Below are 15,545 nucleotides of genomic sequence, written 5' to 3'. Positions count from 1 at the left end.
TAAACCCTCAAGTTCACGGTTCTAAGGAGAACGCCTATGCAAGTGGCCTTTACAACCCGCGACGGCAAGCACGTCAATGCCCACTTTGGCTGGGCCAACCAGATCGACCTCTACGAAGTCACCCCCGAAGGCTACCGATTTTGTAAGACCCTCACCTTTGGGGGCAACTTGGAGGCAGATGGCAACGAGGACAAGCTGGTGCCCAAGCTGCAGGCTTTGGCCGATGTCACCCTCATCTACGTGGCTGCCATTGGCAGCAGTGCCGCCGCCCGCCTGATCAACCGCCGCATCACCCCCATCAAAGTGCAGTCGGAAGAAGAATCCATCGAGAGCTTGTTGCAGCGCCTGGTAACCACCCTGCACAATCCTCCCCCCTGGCTGCGCAAAGTGCTCTTGGCCGAGCGCGTCAGCAGACCGGAGTCCTCAACTCCAGTTGTGGAGGCTCAGCCATGACCGTCACCCCTCTCTCTCCCTCGACCAGCCCCATCTTGCAAGAGATCGTTCGCCAGATGCGGGCGGCGGATCCCTACGGCACCTACCGCGCCTGGAGTGATGAGTTGCTGCTCAAGCCCTTTGTCGTCACCAAAGCCCAAAAACGCCAGATATCCCTCGAAGGGGAGGTGGATCCGGCAGTGCGGAGCCGCATCCTCATCTACTACCGCGCCATTGCCGCCCTGATCGAAAAGGAGACGGGCCTCCTGGCTCAGGTGGTGCTGGATCTCAACAGCGAAGGCTTTGGTTGGGTGCTGGTCTTCTCGGGGCGGCTGTTGTTGGTGGTCAACACCCTGCGAGACGCCCATCGCTTCGGTTTCGAGTCTCTCGAACAGCTCACTGAAAAAGCTACTGCCCTTATCGACAAAGGGATCCAACTGGCCCGAACCTACCCTGAGGTGGGCCGACTGTAGCCGCTTGTCTCCGTCCCGGCAGCCATTTTTTCTTCTTTTTCTTCAGCAATTAGGAGTGCCTTGCCCATGTTGAATGAGAGTGACGTTGAGAATGTTGTGAACGACCTGGCTTTCGAGCCCTTCGAACACCTCTCTGCCGACCAGCTCCGCAGCGAGATCAAGCGCCTAAACAGCAAAGCAGGCCAACTGAAAATGGATCTGCACGATCTGGCCGAGGGGCTACCCGACGGGTTCGAGCGACTCCCCGACTTGGCAGCCCGCACCTATGCCCTGTTTGCCCGGCTGCACACCCTCAGACAACGCTTGAAAACCCTGGAGACCTGCCGATGAGTTGGAACCACAACCGCCGTTGGAAAGACTTCCAAGCCCTAGTCAATGCCGAGGATTATTTCGCTTTTTTCGAGCTCCCCTACGATCCGCGGGTGGTCAACGTGAATCGCCTGCATATCTTACGCAAATTTGCTCAGTATCTGGCTCCTCTGGAGCACTTCCAGGGCAGCGAAGAAGAATGGCTGGAGCAAGCCCGGCAAGCGCTGGAAAAAGCGTACCAAACCTTTCTCACCTCTACTCCGCAGCAGGAGAAGCTATTCCGAGTCTTTCAAGACTACGGTTGTCCAGATGCTGTCGGCGGCTGTGCCGGCTGCAGCTCTTTGGGAGAGCGGGGCGAATGCAGCCCTGGGATCCCTGCCTAAGCTCCCTTGTTTACCCCTCGTCAACTCTCTGGAGATCTCATCATGGCTACCTACACAGTTCACTTGGTTAACCCAAAACGACGGCTCGACACCTATATCTCAGTAGATGAAGATTCAACCATCCTAGAAGCGGCTGAGGTTCAAGATGTGGATTTGCCCTCTTCCTGCCGCTCCGGTAGTTGTTCCTCTTGCGTGGCCAAAGTGGTAGAAGGAGAAGTCGATCAATCGGAGCAAACCTTTCTGGATGAGGAGCAAATAGCCAAAGGATTTGTGCTGCTCTGCGTGGCTAAACCTCGCTCCAATTGTACGATTCGCACTCACCAGGAAGCTTACTTGGTTTGATAGATCGCTGCTTCCAAGCTGCTCGCAAATGGACTCGGGCAAGGCTCAAATGGCCTCTTCTAAGATTAGGGATCCCTGTATGTTGGCCCCGTCCACGGTTCCTAAGATCTCAATAACCATATCTCCTCTCCAACTCATGAAGGTTGGAGAAGAAGGTCGCATCTACCAACTGCGCGGATCCGAAGCTGCTTGCGCCCAATTGCAGCAAATGGGTCTCACTCCAGGTACCTATCTCCAGGTTATCCAACGTCACCCTGAGTGGATCCTACTCCTACCCAGTGGCCAACTTTCCCTTCCTGCTCATTTAGCTAAACCCATCTGGGTTTACATGGATCCCCGTTGCGCCTTGATGTCTACCCAAGAACCGAATAAGAAAACAATCTTAAATTTGCCAAGAGCCTTCTAAAATGTAGTCTATTTACCCAATTTTTAACCTGTAATGAGGGACACTCAAAGTAAGGGAAGCTCATCTCTTCATAACCTATCTTGATTTGGGAGCAAAGCCATGAACACCTGTTTGTTGCACCTGGGCTCCATCCTTAAAGCTGCTGAAGAGCTTAGCCTTGTGGAAAAGCCTTTCCCCAAGTTGCAACACATCCAACTCTGCACAGGACTAAGCCCAGAGGAAATCGTGCGGGCGCTGGAGCTAGAACCCAATCCCTTGGGTTGGCATCTAGAGCCAAGCCACAACCTTGCCGATGAATCGACGTATTGGGTGGGCGGACGACCTTGTGTCGGCTTGGTTATTGAGCGTTTCGCCTGACACTTGTTGCAGTTCGGATCCCTAAAAGGCTCTCAAGGGGGGAGGAGTAGCCTGCAAAGCCATCTCAAAAGTTCACTGCAAACATTAGAAGTTAAGAGAAAACAAAGCTTTCCAGAAGGTTCACCCTAGACCAAATCTCCCTGGCCTGCCGGGGATCTTTTGAGGTATCGTTCAATCCAGTTCACGAATTGAGCTTAGGAAACAGACCTTAAACTAAGGTCTCTCGCCGGGCTGCCACGGCTTTGCGAGGAAGGTCTCCATGGCCGGGTTTAGGGTTTTGCAGATGCGATAGCAGGCGTGAACAAAGGAGAGCTACAGGGAAACGCTATGGAGTTTGAGGGCTATGGCTTATCAAATCTCAGGGGATTGTATCGGTTGCCACGCTTGCGTAGATAGCTGTCCTACAAAAGCTATCGTTGTCCAGGATGGGGAATACTGGATTAATCCTCTGTTGTGCAATGACTGCGAAGGTTTCTTCCCAGAACCTCAGTGTGTTAGCCTGTGTCCCGGTTCTGCCCCGCAGCCTTATGAAGCCATGAAGGGGCGCAACCGCACGGTCACGGCCCGCATTCGCAGCAGTCCACCTCTATTTTTGAACGGCCATAGCCAGGCTTTTGCTTCGTCAATTGTGGTCTGGGAAGCTTGCAATTTCCTATCTCAATTTCAATCTCTCAATCTGCAAAAGCAGGGAGATAACCAGGTTTGCTATCAGAAATCTGTTGGCCACAACCAGGGATCTCTGACCCTAACTCTATGTTTGGACGGGATCCCACAAAGTGCTCCGATCGATGTGCGAACTGCCTGTTTGCATCTTATTTTTGCTGCCTATGCCGCCGGGTTGGATAGCCCCTGGAAGGAATCCTTTGTTTTCACCGACTCACAATTGGAGTCCTATTTGGGCTGGGATAAACGTAAAGATCTGAGCAAGATGACCCGTCTCCACCTGTTCATGACCTGGATAGAGCAGCTCTGTCGGATTCAAGTCTCCATCGATTGGCCGGATCAGGGGCGGGTGAAGGGGTTTTCGGTACCGGCTGGCCCTCTGTGGAGGCTGCTCAAGATGCATCGCCACTTTCAAAAAGATGAGCAGGGCTGCAACCATCTGGTGGGCCTGACTTGGGCGATTCAGCCCGGCGAATGGACACGGTACTTTCTCAATCGACAAGGGTGCCGCCAGGGGCAAGCCTTTTATCAGTACAGCAGCCTGCCCCTATCCCTGCTGCAGGCCGTGATGAGCCATTGGCAACACCATGAAGGAGCCATGCGCCTGCTGCTGTGGCTGTTGTTCAAAGTGAGGATGGGGCGGCAACAGCGTCTGACGGTGCCCACCCTGATGCGAGTGGCCTACGGGGAAGAGCGACTGCAGGAAGCTTATCTCAATCTCCAAGAACGCAAACGGCTGGTGCGCACCTTTGAAAGCGATCTGGAGGTTCTCAACCACTACGGCCTCAAGCCGGAGTTCGATCCCCTCACCTATCCTTCTTCCATTCAACCCCTGTGGGCTCGCCTGGAAGCTGTGCCCGAGGATGCGGACGAGGCATTGAACTTTTGGATTGAAGATGCCAACAACGGTGGCTTGCTGACGGCTGCCGGGCCGCGGGGCAAGTGGGGACTCTTGATGCAGGCTCGCATTCAACGATTTCATCTGCCCTCCGACTGGCATCGTCGAGTAGTTCAAGAAGCCAGATCCCCAACCCGAGAATCGGGATCTCGGCAGCGGCGTAGGGCAAAGTCTGCGCCTGTTGCAACAGACTCGGATCTCCCTGGCCCTCCCGAAAACCCAAAAGACTTCCCCTCAAGCAAAGCTTTGCGTGGAGCGGATATCTCGGCGGCACGCCAGCAAAAGGGAATCAGCCAGCGGGAATTGGCCCAGAGGCTGGGGCGCAGCCAGAGCTGGGTGCGGGATGTAGAGAATGGGCGGCTTCAGATCAGCCTAAACGATCGCCAGCGCCTTATCAAAGCCCTGTATTTGGATCCCAGGCAACATCAAGTCTAGGCCAGTTACTCAATTCACTCATCCACTCACTCATCCACGGCAATGACCACATCCGAGGCTTTGATGGCAGCATACGCTTCTTTCCCAACTGCTATGCCCAACCGTTCGGCAGAGTGCTTAGAAATAATGGCTGTTATTTCTATACCCGGTGCAACTTCCAGAACAATTTCGGCATTGACCATGCCCACCTGGACACTTTTTACAGTTCCTTTAAACAAGTTGCGAGTGCTGATTTGCATGACTTCTCCTTTGTTGAACAAGCAGAGCAACAGGGGTGTTGACCGAACTGAACAAGAGAGGAGCTTGCCGGATGGTCATTCAACACCGGTTTCAATACTATCAGATGCTTATCGTTGCCTCTGGGGAGGAATGGCTGCCGATAGTCTAGGTGTGTATCTACAGATACAAATTACAACCCAATTCCGACAGTCAAAAGCACCGAACCATTGGCGGATTTTCCTGTTCTGAGAGTTGTCACGGGTCAAAGAAAAATGGCTATGAAACGAAGAACTGCAATGTTATTCCTGGGGATCCTGGCCGCTCTGGCTTTGAGGTGGGGGTCGGCTCCCGGCTTGGCGCAATCTCAGCCCATTTTGGTGGGGGCTGCGGTGAGCTTGCAACCGGCTTTAACGGAAATCGACCGGTTGTTCACCGCCCGCTATCCCGACATCAAGGTTGAGTACAACTTCGCCAATTCCGGCTCTCTCCAGCAACAGGTGGAGCAGGGGGCGCCTCTGGACGTGGTATTTTTCGCAGCCGCCTCTTTTATGGACGCCCTTGCCCAGCAAAACCTGCTGGTGGCAGGATCCCGGCGAGATCTTCTCAGCAACCGCATGGCTTTAATTGTGCCTGCCAATGCCAGAACCAAGGTTCAGGATTTTGCCGACTTGGTGGCGGAAGAGATCCGGGTTCTGTCCATTGGGGATCTGCAGGCCATGCCCGCCGGACGCTATGCCCAGGAAATTCTCACCGAGGCGGGGGTGTTTGAGACGCTGCGGCCCAAGATGGTGTTTGCCAGCACGGTGCGGGAAATTTTGACGGCGGTGGAGCAGGGCAATGCCGACGCTGGGATCCTGTTTACCTCGGATGCTCAGCTTTCAAATCGGGTGCGAGTAGTGGCTACGGCGGATCCCATTACGCCGATTGTCTATCCGGTGGCCTTGGTGCGCGATACTCCCGCCGGACGGTCTTACTTGGAGTTTTTAACCTCAGAAGAAGCAGCAGAGGTGTTTGTGAAGTACGGCTTTATCCGCCTGTGAGGGATCCCTCTGCAATGGCGCGGATGAGTTACTCCAAATGAGCGACTACGACCTATCCCCGCTTTGGATCTCCCTACGGATTGCCGGCTTGGCCACGGGCATCACCTTTGGGGTGGGGACGCTGGCGGCTTACGGGATGTTGCACTACCGAGGTCGCTGGCGCTCTCTCATCGAGGCCCTCTTGTTGGCGCCGCTGGTGTTGCCGCCCACCATGGTGGGCTTCCTGTTGCTGCTGCTGTTTGGCCGGCGAACCCTTCTGGGACAACTTTTGGCCTCGCTGAACTTGTCGGTCATCTTCACCTGGTATGCCGGGGTGATCACGGCAGCGGTGGTGGCCCTGCCCCTGATGTACCGCACGGCCCTGGGAGCTTTCCAGCAGATCGACCCGACGCTGGTGGCGGCAGCCCGCACCCTGGGAGCAAGTAGGGCCAAGATTTTTACGCGGGTGCTGATCCCTTTGGCCTTACCAGGGATCCTAGCGGGGGTTACCCTCAGTTTTGCTCGCGCTCTGGGGGAGTTTGGCGCCACCTTGATGCTGGCAGGCAACATCCCAGGCCGCACGCAAACCCTGTCCATGGCCATCTTCTTTGCCGTTCAGGCGGGGGATATGCGGGGGGCGGCCATCAGCTCGGCCCTGGTCTTGGGGTTGTCCTTGGGGGTGATGACGGCAGTTAACCTTTGGTTTCAGCGACAGCCTCTGCAGCAGCTTCCCCCTCGCCCCCTGCGGGTTCTGGCCAGAAGGGATCTGGATTTCTCAACTCCGGCCCCCCGCCTCTGGGTGGACATTGACAAGAAGCTGCCCCAATTTGAGCTGCAGGCGCAACTGAGCTGCGACGGGCGGCCATTAGGACTGCTGGGGGCCTCTGGATCCGGCAAAAGCCTACTTTTGCGCTGCATTGCCGGGATCGAAACCCCGGATGGTGGGCGCATTTTGCTCAACGAGCGGGCGTTGTTTGACGCCGAACAGGGGATCCGGCTGCCCCCCGCTCAGCGACGGGTAGGGGTGATCTTCCAGAACTACGCTCTGTTTCCCCATCTCACCGTCGCCCAGAACATCGCTTTTGGGATCCCTGCGGGCTTGAGCGAAGCGGAAAAACAAGAGCGGATCCAGGCCCAGCTGCGGTTGGTCAAGCTGAAGGGCTGGGAAAACCGCTATCCCACGGAGCTCTCCGGAGGACAGCAGCAGCGGGTGGCCCTGGCGCGAGCCTTGGCTTCTGAGCCGGAGATCTTGCTGCTGGATGAGCCTTTTTCTGCTTTGGATGCCCACCTGCGCAGCCAACTGGAGCAGGAGATGGGGGAAATCCTAGCGGGCTACAAGGGAGTCACGCTTTTGGTAACCCACAACATCGAGGAAGCCTTCCGCCTCTGCGGGGATCTGGCTGTAATGGAGCAGGGGCGAATCATTGCCCAGGGGGACAAGCGTCAGCTATTTGAGGCTCCCCCCTGCCTTAGTGTGGCGCAACTGACGGGTTGCAAAAACATCTCGCGGGCCAAGCTCCTGGGCCCTCAACGGGTGCTGGCCTTGGATTGGGGCTGTGAGCTGCAGGTACAGGGATCCCCAGCGGGAGAATACATCGCCATCCGCGCCCACCACCTCACCTTCCGGCCCGACGGGAAGCTGCCCAACACGTTTCCCGCTTGGCTGGTGAAGTGGAGCGAGACCCCCCACCGGCTGACCCTCTTCTTTAAGCTGGGCAGCCCTCCTGCCCACCGCCAGGACTATCACCTGCAAGCTGAGGTGTGGCGGGAGCGCTGGCGCGAGGTGGAGACTTGGGGATCCCCCTGGTGGCTGCAGTTGGATCCCCGGCATCTGAGGGTGTTTTGAGTCTGGAGCCCAGGAGTCAGGTGGGCTCGCCCAAGCGGTAGCCCCGCGGGGTAATCAGCCGCTCCCCATGGCGAAAGGTCTGGGAGTTGCCGATAAAGACTAGGGTGAGCATGTCCACCTGCTCTGGATCCAGCTCCCCTAGGGTGGTGAGGTGGAGGGTTTCGCCGGGGCGGTAGAGGTTGCGGGCCAAAGCCACGGGGGTATGGGCGGGTCGGGCCTGCAGAAAGATCTGTAGAGCCTTGAAGAAGGGATCCAGCCGCTGCCGCGAGCGGGGGTTGTAGAGGGCCACCACAAAATCGGCAGCTGCAGCCGCCTGCAGGCGTTTTGCAATCACTGGCCAGGGGGTAAGCAGATCCGAGAGGGAAATGGCGCAGAAGTCGTGCATCAGCGGAGCCCCCAGCCGGGCAGCAGCCGCCTGGAAGGCAGAGATCCCCGGCAGCACCTCCAGAGAAGGGCGGATCCCATCCCAGCCAGAGCGGACCAAGCACTCCAGCACCAAGCCCGCCATGCCGTAAATGCCCGCATCCCCCGAAGAAATCACCGCCACCTTCAGCCCCTGCTGCGCCCAAGCGATGGCCTGTTTGGCCCGCTGCAGCTCTTGGGTAATGGGAGAGGCCTCCCGGATTTGGCCGGGGTGCAAAAGGGGATCCACCAGATCCAGATAAAGCTGGTAGCCAACAACCACATCGGCCTGAGTTAAAGCCATACGGGCAGCCAAAGTCAATTGACCCAGATCCCCAGGACCAGTGCCGATGAGCCAGAGGTGGCCGCTGCGAGGGGAATACTCCTGCGCCGCGCGGGCAATGGCCAGGGTGCAGGCCCCTTCGGTTTCTGACGTGAAGACCTGCTTGGGGCAGAGAAGAGTTGCCTTCCCCTCCGCAACGCAAGAGGGCCTCTCAAAAGCTCGGTCACCTCTTCCCCAGATCTGAGCCGCCAAAAGAGCAGCCGCCTCGGCTACGGAGGGAGTGCCCACCGCCTGCCGAACGGCCTCCGAAGGGTGGGGAACCGGGATCCCGGCCAAGGCCTCTGCCGAGAAAAACTCAATGGGCCAGCCATAGGCTTGGGCCAGCTCCAGAAGACCTGGCTCGTTTTGCTTCAGCTCCAAGGTGGCCAAGCCGGCAATGGCCTCAAAAGCCAGCCCATGGGCCTGCAACAGGCGGCGCAGGGATCCCTCTAGCCAAACGCGGGTAGTGCCCCGCTCGCAGCCCACCCCCACCCACAGCACCCGCGGATGCCAGTGCACTGTCGGGATCCCCATGGGAGTGGAGAGGTATTCCCCAATCCAGATCTGGGCAACGGGATGGGGAGGAGAGGAGGCCACTAGGGGATGATCTGCCGGCCAAGCTTGTCGCCAAAGCCGCGTGCCGCAGGTCTGGTGAACGGCCACGGGCTCCCCACGAGCCAAGGCAGCGGCCACCTCATTCCAATCCCCTTGGCCCCGCCGCCAGCCATAGGGATCCCCCAGCAAATCCAAAGGCGGGATCCCCAGCCCCTCGGAAGCAGAGGTGAGAACCGGCTGGGCTCCCAAGGTAGCGGCCACCTGCCGCGCCAGGGCATCGGCCCCCCCCACATGTCCCCCGCACAGGCTAATAGCCCAGCGACCGGCTTCGTCCACCACCACCACCGCTGGATCCCGCTGCTTGTCCTGCAAGAGGGGGGCAATGAGCCGCACCACCGACCCTGCGGCCAAGATGAAGAGACAGCCCTGCACCTGGGGCCAGGTTTGGGCAACGGCTTCTGCTAGGGAGCCTGGCGCTGTGGGATCCTTGGGATCCCCGTAAGCCTGCCAGGGGGAGGGCAGCCCCTGCGGGTCAGCTTTGCTCCAGCAGCTCACCTCCTTGCCCAAGAGCGGGATCAGAGAGTTGGCCAACCGGCGGGCGCGCGGGCTGGGGGCAAACAGAGCAAGCTTCATCGAGCGTGGGCCAAGGCCAGGATTCTCCCCGGATCCTATACTGGACATAGAGCCACCCGCGAAGGGACAAGTGCCGATGGTCATCCCACCTGGACTGATGCTGCCCCTAATCCCCCTGGAGGTTTTGCTCTCCACGAAGGGGCTGATGTTTTTGCTGCTATCGGCCTATGGGGGGGCCATGTGGACATTCTTAAGCGGCGCTCCCCGCGTCCACACCATCATCGTGCCGGACTTGGAGCAGGCCAGAGGGTTTTACGAGAAGGTGTTGAAACTGCCGGAAGCGGAGCTGCCCCTGCAGTACTACTACGGCTACGAGCAAAGCATGGTCGGCTACAGCCTAGGATCCGCTTACTTTCCAGGGGATATTGGCCTCAGTCCCCGCTTCGATGCCAAAGCCCGTCCCACCTCTGGGCCCACCCAATTGGATACCCCCGGACTTTGGTACCAACTCTCCGACAATGTTCAATTGCACGTGATCCCTGGCTCTACAGATCCCTATGCGGGGTCCGGTTCCTACGGCAACGCCTCTAGGCCTAGCTCCTCATCTGCTTCTGCTTACGGGACTGTACCGGCAGCGGGCCGCAGCAGCGGCGTTCGCTATCGCCATGTCAGCTATGAGCGGGAGTCCCTTAAGGCCCTTCTGAAGCGAATCAACAAACAAGGGATCCGCAACAGCATTCGCTCCGAGAAGCCCTTCGTCTTTTGGGTGCGGGATCACCAGGGTCAAATTATCGAATTTGCCGAACTGAAAGGCTGACGGGATCCCCTAAGATTGTTAAAGGAAAGCCAAAAGTCGGCGGCGGGGGGATGCCAACGATGAAACGGGTGCTGCTGCTGGTGCTGTGTTTGCTGTGGCTCGGGGTGTGGGGCGGCCAGCCGGCCGTGGCTCTGTCGCGGGCCAAAGACAATCCGGTGGTGAGCGTGCAATCCCCAGCCAAGGACTTCATCACCACCGAGTCGGGATTGCAATACTACGACATCACTCAAGGCAGTGGGCCTTCGCCTCAGCCGGGGCAAACGGTGGTGGTGAACTACGTGGGCAAACTACAGGATGGCACCATCTTCGATAGCTCCTACAGGCGCAATCAGCCTTTTGTCTTCACCTACGGAGTGGGCCAAGTCATCCGCGGTTGGGAGGAAGGGCTGGCCACCATGCGAGTGGGGGGCAAGCGGTACTTGCGCATTCCGCCGGAGTTGGCCTATGGCAGCCGCGGGGCAGGCGGGGTGATCCCCCCCAACGCCACCTTGGATTTTGAAGTGGAGCTCCTGGCCATCCAGTAGATTCAGATCTTGCAGAGACCGAATATCCAAGCGGCATTGGGCTTGTGCAGGAACTCCCTTCCCCGGAACTGTCTTCTTCTTGGCGGCCCAGTTCTCTGGCAGCAGATCCTGCCCTAGAAAAAGCTCGCCTGCGCCAGCACTTTCGCCAGCTACGGCAGAGGTTGGACAGATCCCTTATCAGCCAGAAGATCGTGGCTCATTTGGCCTCTTGCCCCCAACTTTTGGCCGCCAAAACCATCCTGGCCTATGTGGCCTTCGGCTCCGAGGTGGACTTGGGATCCCTGTTTGCCATTTTTCCAGAGAAGCAGTGGGGGATCCCCCGTTGTCTGCCGCGGCGGCAAATGCAGTGGCACCGCTACCAGCCGGCTGAGCTTGTCCCCAACTGCTGGGGCTTGCTGGAGCCTTCTCCCGGCAGCACAGTTATCGACCCTGGCAAGGCGGATTTGATCCTGGTGCCTGCCCTGGCCTGCGATCGTTGGGGAAGGCGTTTGGGCTATGGCGGCGGCTATTACGACCGCTTTTTGGCCGCTTTGCCGGATCCCAGTGTGCCCAAGTGGGGCATTGTCCCCCAAGCCTGCCTACTGGAGCAGCCTCTACCTCAGGATCCTTGGGATCAGCGCCTGGATGGGATCCAAACCGAGGAGAGGTTCTACGAGACGGGGATCCCCTAGACTAAAGAGGGTGGGCCTTGGAGGAAAAACGATGAGCCAAGTTTGGAAGCCGGCGCAGTGGCTAACCCAAAAGCTGCGTCTTGTCTGCATGAGCTTTGGCTGTGTGGCATTGGCGGTGCTCTTGATGGGCTTTGGGGCGATCCCCCTGCAACTGAAGGATCTCCACGTCACCCCCTGTCCCGATACCCCCGAATACACCAACCTGGTGACCAGCAACGGCAACCCCATACCGGCCAGGTGCCTGTTCGTCGAAGGCACAGTGGTCAACCGCTCCAAAAATACCCTGCTGAACGCGGATGTCTTCGGTCGGCTTTACGATGCCAACGGCAACGAGGTTCTGCCGGAGCGTACCCGCCTGGGGGCCATTGCAGAAGTTCCTCCCGGCGAGAGCCCTTTTTCAATTCGCATCTCGGTGCCCATAACCAGCCCCCTGCCCCTCACCCTGGAGCAATTCAAGGCCAGCGGCTTCAGCGGTACCGTGCGCCGATGAGGTCCAAAGCTGGCGGCTGAACTCCACCTGGGTGGGGCGCTCAGGCAAATGGAGCTGGGCAACCACAGGCGGGGTTTGGGCGATCAGCCGGCCCCGGCGGAAGACATACAGGCAAGCCGGTTTCAGGCGAATGGCTTCGACGGCATCAGCAGCCTGGAGCACCACCAGATCGGCATAGCAACCGGGTTCTAGGCCGTAGCCTTCCAACCCCAGAATGCGGGCCGGATTCTCCGTAACCGCCAAGAAACACTGGCGCATCTGCTCATAGCCTGTCAGGTGGGCGGCGTGGATGGCCATGTGGGCCACCTCCAGCATGTTGCCGCTGCCCAAAGGGTACCAGGGATCCATCACGCAATCCTGGCCAAAGGCTACCGTCAAGCCTGCGTCCATCAGCTCGGGCACCCGGGTCAGCCCCCGCCGCTTGGGGTAGGTATCGTGGCGACCTTGGATGACCATATTGACCAGCGGGTTGGCGATCACCCCCAGCTCTGCCTCGGCCATCAGGGGGATCAGTTTGCTGACGTAGTAGTTGTCCATCGAGTGCATGGAAGTTAGATGGGATCCGGCTACCCGCCCCTGCAAGCCCAGCCGCAGCGTTTCGTAGGCCAAGGTTTCCACATGGCGCGAAAGCGGATCGTCCGTCTCGTCGCAGTGCAGATCCACCCGCAGGCCGCGCGCCGCAGCAATCTCGCACAGGGCCCGCACCGAAGCCGTCCCTTCGGCCATCGTCCGCTCGAAGTGGGGGATCCCGCCCACCACCTCCACCCCCAAATCCAGAGCCTTCTCCAGAAGCTGCACCGCCCCTGGCGAGCGATAGTAGCCATCCTGGGGAAAGGCCACCAGTTGCAAATCCAAGTAGGGAGCCACTTTTTGCTTGACTTCCAGCAGCGCCCGCACCGCCAACAGGTTGGGATCGCACACATCCACATGAGTGCGGATGGCCAGGATCCCACGCGCCACTGCCCAGTCGCAATAGGTCAAGGCCCTCTCTATGACTGCCTCGGGGGTCAACAGCGGCTTCAACTCCCCCCAGAGGGCGATCCCTTCTAGCAAGGTGCCCGACTGGTTGACGCGCGGGATCCCATAGGTGAGGGTGGCATCCATGTGAAAGTGGGCATCCACGAAGGGGGGCGACACCAAGCGGTTGCTGACATCAATTTCTTGGGGGGCAGTGGCTTGTAAGTTGCTTTCCAGAGCCACAATGCGATCCCCCTGGATACCGATATCGATTCCCTTGCGGCCATCCGGCAAATTGGCCCGGCGCAAAATGAGATCCATATGTTGTGGCTATTTGTTTGAACTTAGGATGGAAAGAAGCAACTACAGTTGACTGAATGATAGGCCAAATCAGATAAAGATGTCTTAAATTACCTCAAAGCCCGAATTTAGGAAACCAGTTGATTGGGTTATTGCTCACTTTATAAAAGAGGGCTGTAGTCCCCAACAGCATCCGGTTGTGCAAGATATCAACCAAGTAGTCAGAGGGATAATCTATCGAGAGCTGATTTGAGAGGACTTGGCCCTTACATCCATTCCAACCGTCAGCGAAACTTCGTTGTCCATTACAAACAAGCTCCTTCTCAAAAAATTGTATTTCAATTACAAACAAGCTCCTTCTCAAAAAATTGTATTTCAGGATACATATTTTCAGGGATCTCCCCCTTAGGATAAGCCGAGCAGTAACCCGATCTCGAACTAACCTCAACAGAAGCGACTATGGCACGTTTAGAACTCTCCCGGCGGGACTTCTGCCTGCGTTCTGGGGCTTTTGTGGCTGGCCTGATGGGGAGCCGCTGGTTGGTTCGCGATGCCGCGGTGGCTCAAGGAACCAAGCTGAAGGTGGCCGGGGTTTATACGGTTCCCATTGAGCAGCAGTGGGTGAGCCGGATCCATAAAGCGTTGATGGCTGCCCAGAAGCGGGGGGATATTGACTACACCTGGTCAGAGTCAGTTTCCAACACCGACTACCCACGGGTGCTGCGTCAGTATGCCGAGAGCGGCGTCCAACTGCTGGTGGGTGAGGTCTTCGGGGTGGAGCGGGAAGCGCGGGAAGTAGCCAAAGACTATCCCAAGGTCAGCTTTTTGATGGGATCCAGCCTCAAGCCGGATCCTGCCCTGAGCAATTTTGCCGTGTTTGACAACTACATCCACGAGCCTTCCTAAGCGGTGGCGACCCAGAACTTCTTGATATTCTCTGTGTCTCTTGTGATACACCTCAGCCACTACCTCACCAGAGGGAGAACCACGTTATCAATCCAAAGCACCGCTGGAAAAAAGTTGGCCACCTGCCTTGGGAGGATATCAACAGTTGGCTAGACAACCCTGAGAATCTCTGGGGCACTGGCGAGAGCAGCTATGCTGGGTGGAACAACCGGTTAAGTGTCGGGCGAGAAAGCGGAGTTTCTCTTTACCTTGTACCGGTCGAGCATTTGCGTCTGTTGGTTGGTTACAAGGCACCAGGATACCCGAATTCTAAGCGTAGAGTACGCGGCGAGTTTGTATACAAGGGAGTAAAATACTGCATGGATGTTACCGATCCTGTGATTGAACGGGATTTCCTAATGGGCGAAGACGGTCAATATGACATCCCCGATCCGGTGCTGTGTGTTAGCCTTAGCGATCCCTACTTGGGCTATTACTACAAGCTGATAGTGGCTATTCTCTACTCAGGTCGACTCATATGAAATCAGAGATCTACACGATTGGTCACTCAAACCACGAGATTGATTTTTTCATAGACTTACTGCGCCAGTACAACATCACCGGTATTGGCGACGTTCGCTCACGTCCATATAGCTGTTACGTCCCTCAATATTCACAAGAAAAGTTGAAAAGTGCTTTAGCGGCAGCAGGTATTGCTTACGTCTTTCTGGGCAAAGAATTGGGAGGACGTAGCGAAAATCCGAGCTGCTATGATCAGGGTAGGATTCAGTATGAACGACTGGCAAATGAGCCAGCCTTCCTCGAAGGGATCGACCGTCTGATCCAAGGTTCTAGTCGGTATCGGATCGCACTGATGTGTGCTGAGAAAGACCCTATTGAATGTCATAGATCGTTGCTGGTGGCGCGTAAACTTTTTCAAAGTGGGATTCCGGTCAACCACATCTTGGCCAATGGCTCTTTGGAGACTCATGAGGCTCTAGAATCTCGTCTTCTTGCCCTTTGCAAACTTCCAGAGGGGGACTTGTTTAGAAGTCGGGAAGAGTTTATAGCCGAAGCCTATCTCATTCAAGGCAGGCGTGTCGCCTATCGAGATGAGAAAATGTCAAAAAATGATGAGCGGAGCGCGAGGCCATGAAGATATTTACAATAGGGTTCACGAAGAAAAGTGCAGAACAGTTCTTTAATCGTTTAAAACAGCCTGGTCTAGGTCGTGTTGATCTTATGTTAGGATAGAGAGAATAATTTA

General features: G+C 57.2%; 20 protein-coding genes. 17 read left to right on the top strand and 3 right to left on the bottom strand.

From position 1 onward, the window contains the following. Positions 1–36: 36 nt before the first annotated feature. The 8 genes from nifX (at position 37) to NW843_RS02810 (ending at position 4,698) form a co-directional block, all read left to right on the top strand. The gene (gene nifX, locus NW843_RS02845; protein WP_414373904.1) at positions 37–453 is read left to right on the top strand and encodes a nitrogen fixation protein NifX; all 417 of its coding nucleotides are present in this window, start codon (positions 37–39) and stop codon (positions 451–453) included. Further along, positions 450–905: a NifX-associated nitrogen fixation protein gene (locus tag NW843_RS02840; protein ID WP_099813098.1), complete on the top strand. Its 456-nt coding sequence runs from the start codon at positions 450–452 to the stop codon at positions 903–905. Before nifX ends, NW843_RS02840 begins: the two co-directional genes overlap by 4 nt. 66 nt (positions 906–971) lie before the next feature. Next, on the top strand, positions 972–1,235 hold the full coding sequence (locus tag NW843_RS02835) for a CCE_0567 family metalloprotein (RefSeq protein WP_414351585.1): 264 nt from the start codon (positions 972–974) through the stop codon (positions 1,233–1,235). After that, the gene (gene nifW / locus NW843_RS02830; RefSeq protein ID WP_414522058.1) at positions 1,232–1,597 is read left to right on the top strand and encodes a nitrogenase-stabilizing/protective protein NifW; all 366 of its coding nucleotides are present in this window, start codon (positions 1,232–1,234) and stop codon (positions 1,595–1,597) included. Before NW843_RS02835 ends, nifW begins: the two co-directional genes overlap by 4 nt. Positions 1,598–1,639: 42 nt before the next feature. Then, on the top strand, positions 1,640–1,939 hold the full coding sequence (locus NW843_RS02825; protein ID WP_414522057.1) for a 2Fe-2S iron-sulfur cluster-binding protein: 300 nt from the start codon (positions 1,640–1,642) through the stop codon (positions 1,937–1,939). Positions 1,940–1,967: 28 nt separating this feature from the next. Next, on the top strand, positions 1,968–2,345 hold the full coding sequence (locus NW843_RS02820; RefSeq protein ID WP_414522056.1) for a ferrous iron transport protein A: 378 nt from the start codon (positions 1,968–1,970) through the stop codon (positions 2,343–2,345). Between the two features lie 99 nt (positions 2,346–2,444). Next, the gene (locus NW843_RS02815) at positions 2,445–2,702 is read left to right on the top strand and encodes a hypothetical protein (protein WP_011432066.1); all 258 of its coding nucleotides are present in this window, start codon (positions 2,445–2,447) and stop codon (positions 2,700–2,702) included. Between the two features lie 343 nt (positions 2,703–3,045). Then, positions 3,046–4,698 carry a helix-turn-helix domain-containing protein gene (locus NW843_RS02810; protein WP_414522055.1) on the top strand — a complete coding sequence of 551 codons (1,653 nt, stop codon included), beginning with the start codon at positions 3,046–3,048 and terminating at the stop codon, positions 4,696–4,698. A gap of 26 nt (positions 4,699–4,724) precedes the next feature. Here the strand turns inward: NW843_RS02810 and NW843_RS02805 are convergent, their stop codons facing one another. Beyond that, the gene (locus tag NW843_RS02805) at positions 4,725–4,937 is read right to left on the bottom strand and encodes a TOBE domain-containing protein (RefSeq protein ID WP_414342067.1); all 213 of its coding nucleotides are present in this window, start codon (positions 4,935–4,937) and stop codon (positions 4,725–4,727) included. Between the two features lie 258 nt (positions 4,938–5,195). On the opposite strand from NW843_RS02805, the gene modA reads away from it, so the two are divergent. Both modA and modB read left to right on the top strand, forming a co-directional pair. After that, positions 5,196–5,957, top strand: coding sequence for a molybdate ABC transporter substrate-binding protein (gene modA, locus NW843_RS02800; protein ID WP_414522054.1), 762 nt, complete (start codon positions 5,196–5,198; stop codon positions 5,955–5,957). Between the two features lie 37 nt (positions 5,958–5,994). Continuing rightward, positions 5,995–7,782 carry a molybdate ABC transporter permease subunit gene (gene modB / locus NW843_RS02795; protein ID WP_414522053.1) on the top strand — a complete coding sequence of 596 codons (1,788 nt, stop codon included), beginning with the start codon at positions 5,995–5,997 and terminating at the stop codon, positions 7,780–7,782. A gap of 16 nt (positions 7,783–7,798) precedes the next feature. Here the strand turns inward: modB and cobJ are convergent, their stop codons facing one another. Beyond that, positions 7,799–9,694, bottom strand: a complete 1,896-nt coding sequence (cobJ, locus tag NW843_RS02790; protein WP_414522052.1) for a precorrin-3B C(17)-methyltransferase — start codon at positions 9,692–9,694, stop codon at positions 7,799–7,801. Positions 9,695–9,770: 76 nt separating this feature from the next. Between cobJ and NW843_RS02785 the strand changes: the two genes are divergently transcribed. From NW843_RS02785 to NW843_RS02770, 4 genes are read left to right on the top strand one after another with little or no spacing between them, the layout of a single operon-like run. Beyond that, the gene (locus NW843_RS02785; RefSeq protein WP_011432060.1) at positions 9,771–10,451 is read left to right on the top strand and encodes a hypothetical protein; all 681 of its coding nucleotides are present in this window, start codon (positions 9,771–9,773) and stop codon (positions 10,449–10,451) included. Between the two features lie 59 nt (positions 10,452–10,510). Continuing rightward, a complete protein-coding gene (locus NW843_RS02780; RefSeq protein ID WP_414424487.1) occupies positions 10,511–10,975 on the top strand; it encodes an FKBP-type peptidyl-prolyl cis-trans isomerase in 465 nt (154 codons plus the stop codon). 44 nt (positions 10,976–11,019) lie between these two features. Then, positions 11,020–11,646, top strand: a complete 627-nt coding sequence (locus NW843_RS02775) for a 5-formyltetrahydrofolate cyclo-ligase (RefSeq protein ID WP_414419370.1) — start codon at positions 11,020–11,022, stop codon at positions 11,644–11,646. A gap of 31 nt (positions 11,647–11,677) precedes the next feature. Further along, on the top strand, positions 11,678–12,136 hold the full coding sequence (locus NW843_RS02770; protein ID WP_414332474.1) for an FxLYD domain-containing protein: 459 nt from the start codon (positions 11,678–11,680) through the stop codon (positions 12,134–12,136). Here NW843_RS02770 and NW843_RS02765 read toward each other — a convergent pair. Beyond that, positions 12,044–13,414: an amidohydrolase family protein gene (locus tag NW843_RS02765; protein ID WP_414522051.1), complete on the bottom strand. Its 1,371-nt coding sequence runs from the start codon at positions 13,412–13,414 to the stop codon at positions 12,044–12,046. The two genes, NW843_RS02770 and NW843_RS02765, sit on opposite strands and share 93 nt — an antisense overlap. Positions 13,415–13,852: 438 nt before the next feature. Between NW843_RS02765 and NW843_RS02760 the strand changes: the two genes are divergently transcribed. Genes NW843_RS02760 through NW843_RS02750 form a run of 3 tightly spaced genes read left to right on the top strand, consistent with a single transcriptional unit; the run spans position 13,853 to position 15,434 of the window. Further along, a complete protein-coding gene (locus tag NW843_RS02760; protein WP_414522050.1) occupies positions 13,853–14,299 on the top strand; it encodes a hypothetical protein in 447 nt (148 codons plus the stop codon). A gap of 26 nt (positions 14,300–14,325) precedes the next feature. Further along, on the top strand, positions 14,326–14,820 hold the full coding sequence (locus NW843_RS02755; protein ID WP_414522070.1) for a dual OB domain-containing protein: 495 nt from the start codon (positions 14,326–14,328) through the stop codon (positions 14,818–14,820). Then, a complete protein-coding gene (locus tag NW843_RS02750) occupies positions 14,817–15,434 on the top strand; it encodes a DUF488 family protein (RefSeq protein WP_414390150.1) in 618 nt (205 codons plus the stop codon). Before NW843_RS02755 ends, NW843_RS02750 begins: the two co-directional genes overlap by 4 nt. Positions 15,435–15,545 lie beyond the last annotated feature (111 nt).

Source organism: Synechococcus sp. R5-12 (assembly GCF_047502655.1).
Classification (GTDB): Bacteria; Cyanobacteriota; Cyanobacteriia; order Thermostichales; family Thermostichaceae; genus Thermostichus.
Note: the sequence above shows the minus strand (reverse complement) of the source record. Positions and strands in the feature narration are given on the sequence as shown.

Coding starts and splice junctions, on each gene's coding strand:
- NW843_RS02770 (WP_414332474.1), top strand. CDS start 11,678: ATGAGCCAAGTTTGGAAGCCGGCGCAGTGGCTAACCCAAAAGCTGCGT.
- cobJ (WP_414522052.1), bottom strand. CDS start 9,694: ATGAAGCTTGCTCTGTTTGCCCCCAGCCCGCGCGCCCGCCGGTTGGCC.
- NW843_RS02750 (WP_414390150.1), top strand. CDS start 14,817: ATGAAATCAGAGATCTACACGATTGGTCACTCAAACCACGAGATTGAT.
- NW843_RS02835 (WP_414351585.1), top strand. CDS start 972: ATGTTGAATGAGAGTGACGTTGAGAATGTTGTGAACGACCTGGCTTTC.
- NW843_RS02820 (WP_414522056.1), top strand. CDS start 1,968: ATGGACTCGGGCAAGGCTCAAATGGCCTCTTCTAAGATTAGGGATCCC.
- NW843_RS02765 (WP_414522051.1), bottom strand. CDS start 13,414: ATGGATCTCATTTTGCGCCGGGCCAATTTGCCGGATGGCCGCAAGGGA.
- NW843_RS02825 (WP_414522057.1), top strand. CDS start 1,640: ATGGCTACCTACACAGTTCACTTGGTTAACCCAAAACGACGGCTCGAC.
- NW843_RS02810 (WP_414522055.1), top strand. CDS start 3,046: ATGGCTTATCAAATCTCAGGGGATTGTATCGGTTGCCACGCTTGCGTA.
- NW843_RS02785 (WP_011432060.1), top strand. CDS start 9,771: ATGGTCATCCCACCTGGACTGATGCTGCCCCTAATCCCCCTGGAGGTT.
- NW843_RS02840 (WP_099813098.1), top strand. CDS start 450: ATGACCGTCACCCCTCTCTCTCCCTCGACCAGCCCCATCTTGCAAGAG.
- NW843_RS02805 (WP_414342067.1), bottom strand. CDS start 4,937: ATGCAAATCAGCACTCGCAACTTGTTTAAAGGAACTGTAAAAAGTGTC.
- NW843_RS02780 (WP_414424487.1), top strand. CDS start 10,511: ATGAAACGGGTGCTGCTGCTGGTGCTGTGTTTGCTGTGGCTCGGGGTG.
- NW843_RS02760 (WP_414522050.1), top strand. CDS start 13,853: ATGGCACGTTTAGAACTCTCCCGGCGGGACTTCTGCCTGCGTTCTGGG.
- nifW (WP_414522058.1), top strand. CDS start 1,232: ATGAGTTGGAACCACAACCGCCGTTGGAAAGACTTCCAAGCCCTAGTC.
- nifX (WP_414373904.1), top strand. CDS start 37: ATGCAAGTGGCCTTTACAACCCGCGACGGCAAGCACGTCAATGCCCAC.
- NW843_RS02815 (WP_011432066.1), top strand. CDS start 2,445: ATGAACACCTGTTTGTTGCACCTGGGCTCCATCCTTAAAGCTGCTGAA.
- modB (WP_414522053.1), top strand. CDS start 5,995: ATGAGCGACTACGACCTATCCCCGCTTTGGATCTCCCTACGGATTGCC.
- modA (WP_414522054.1), top strand. CDS start 5,196: ATGAAACGAAGAACTGCAATGTTATTCCTGGGGATCCTGGCCGCTCTG.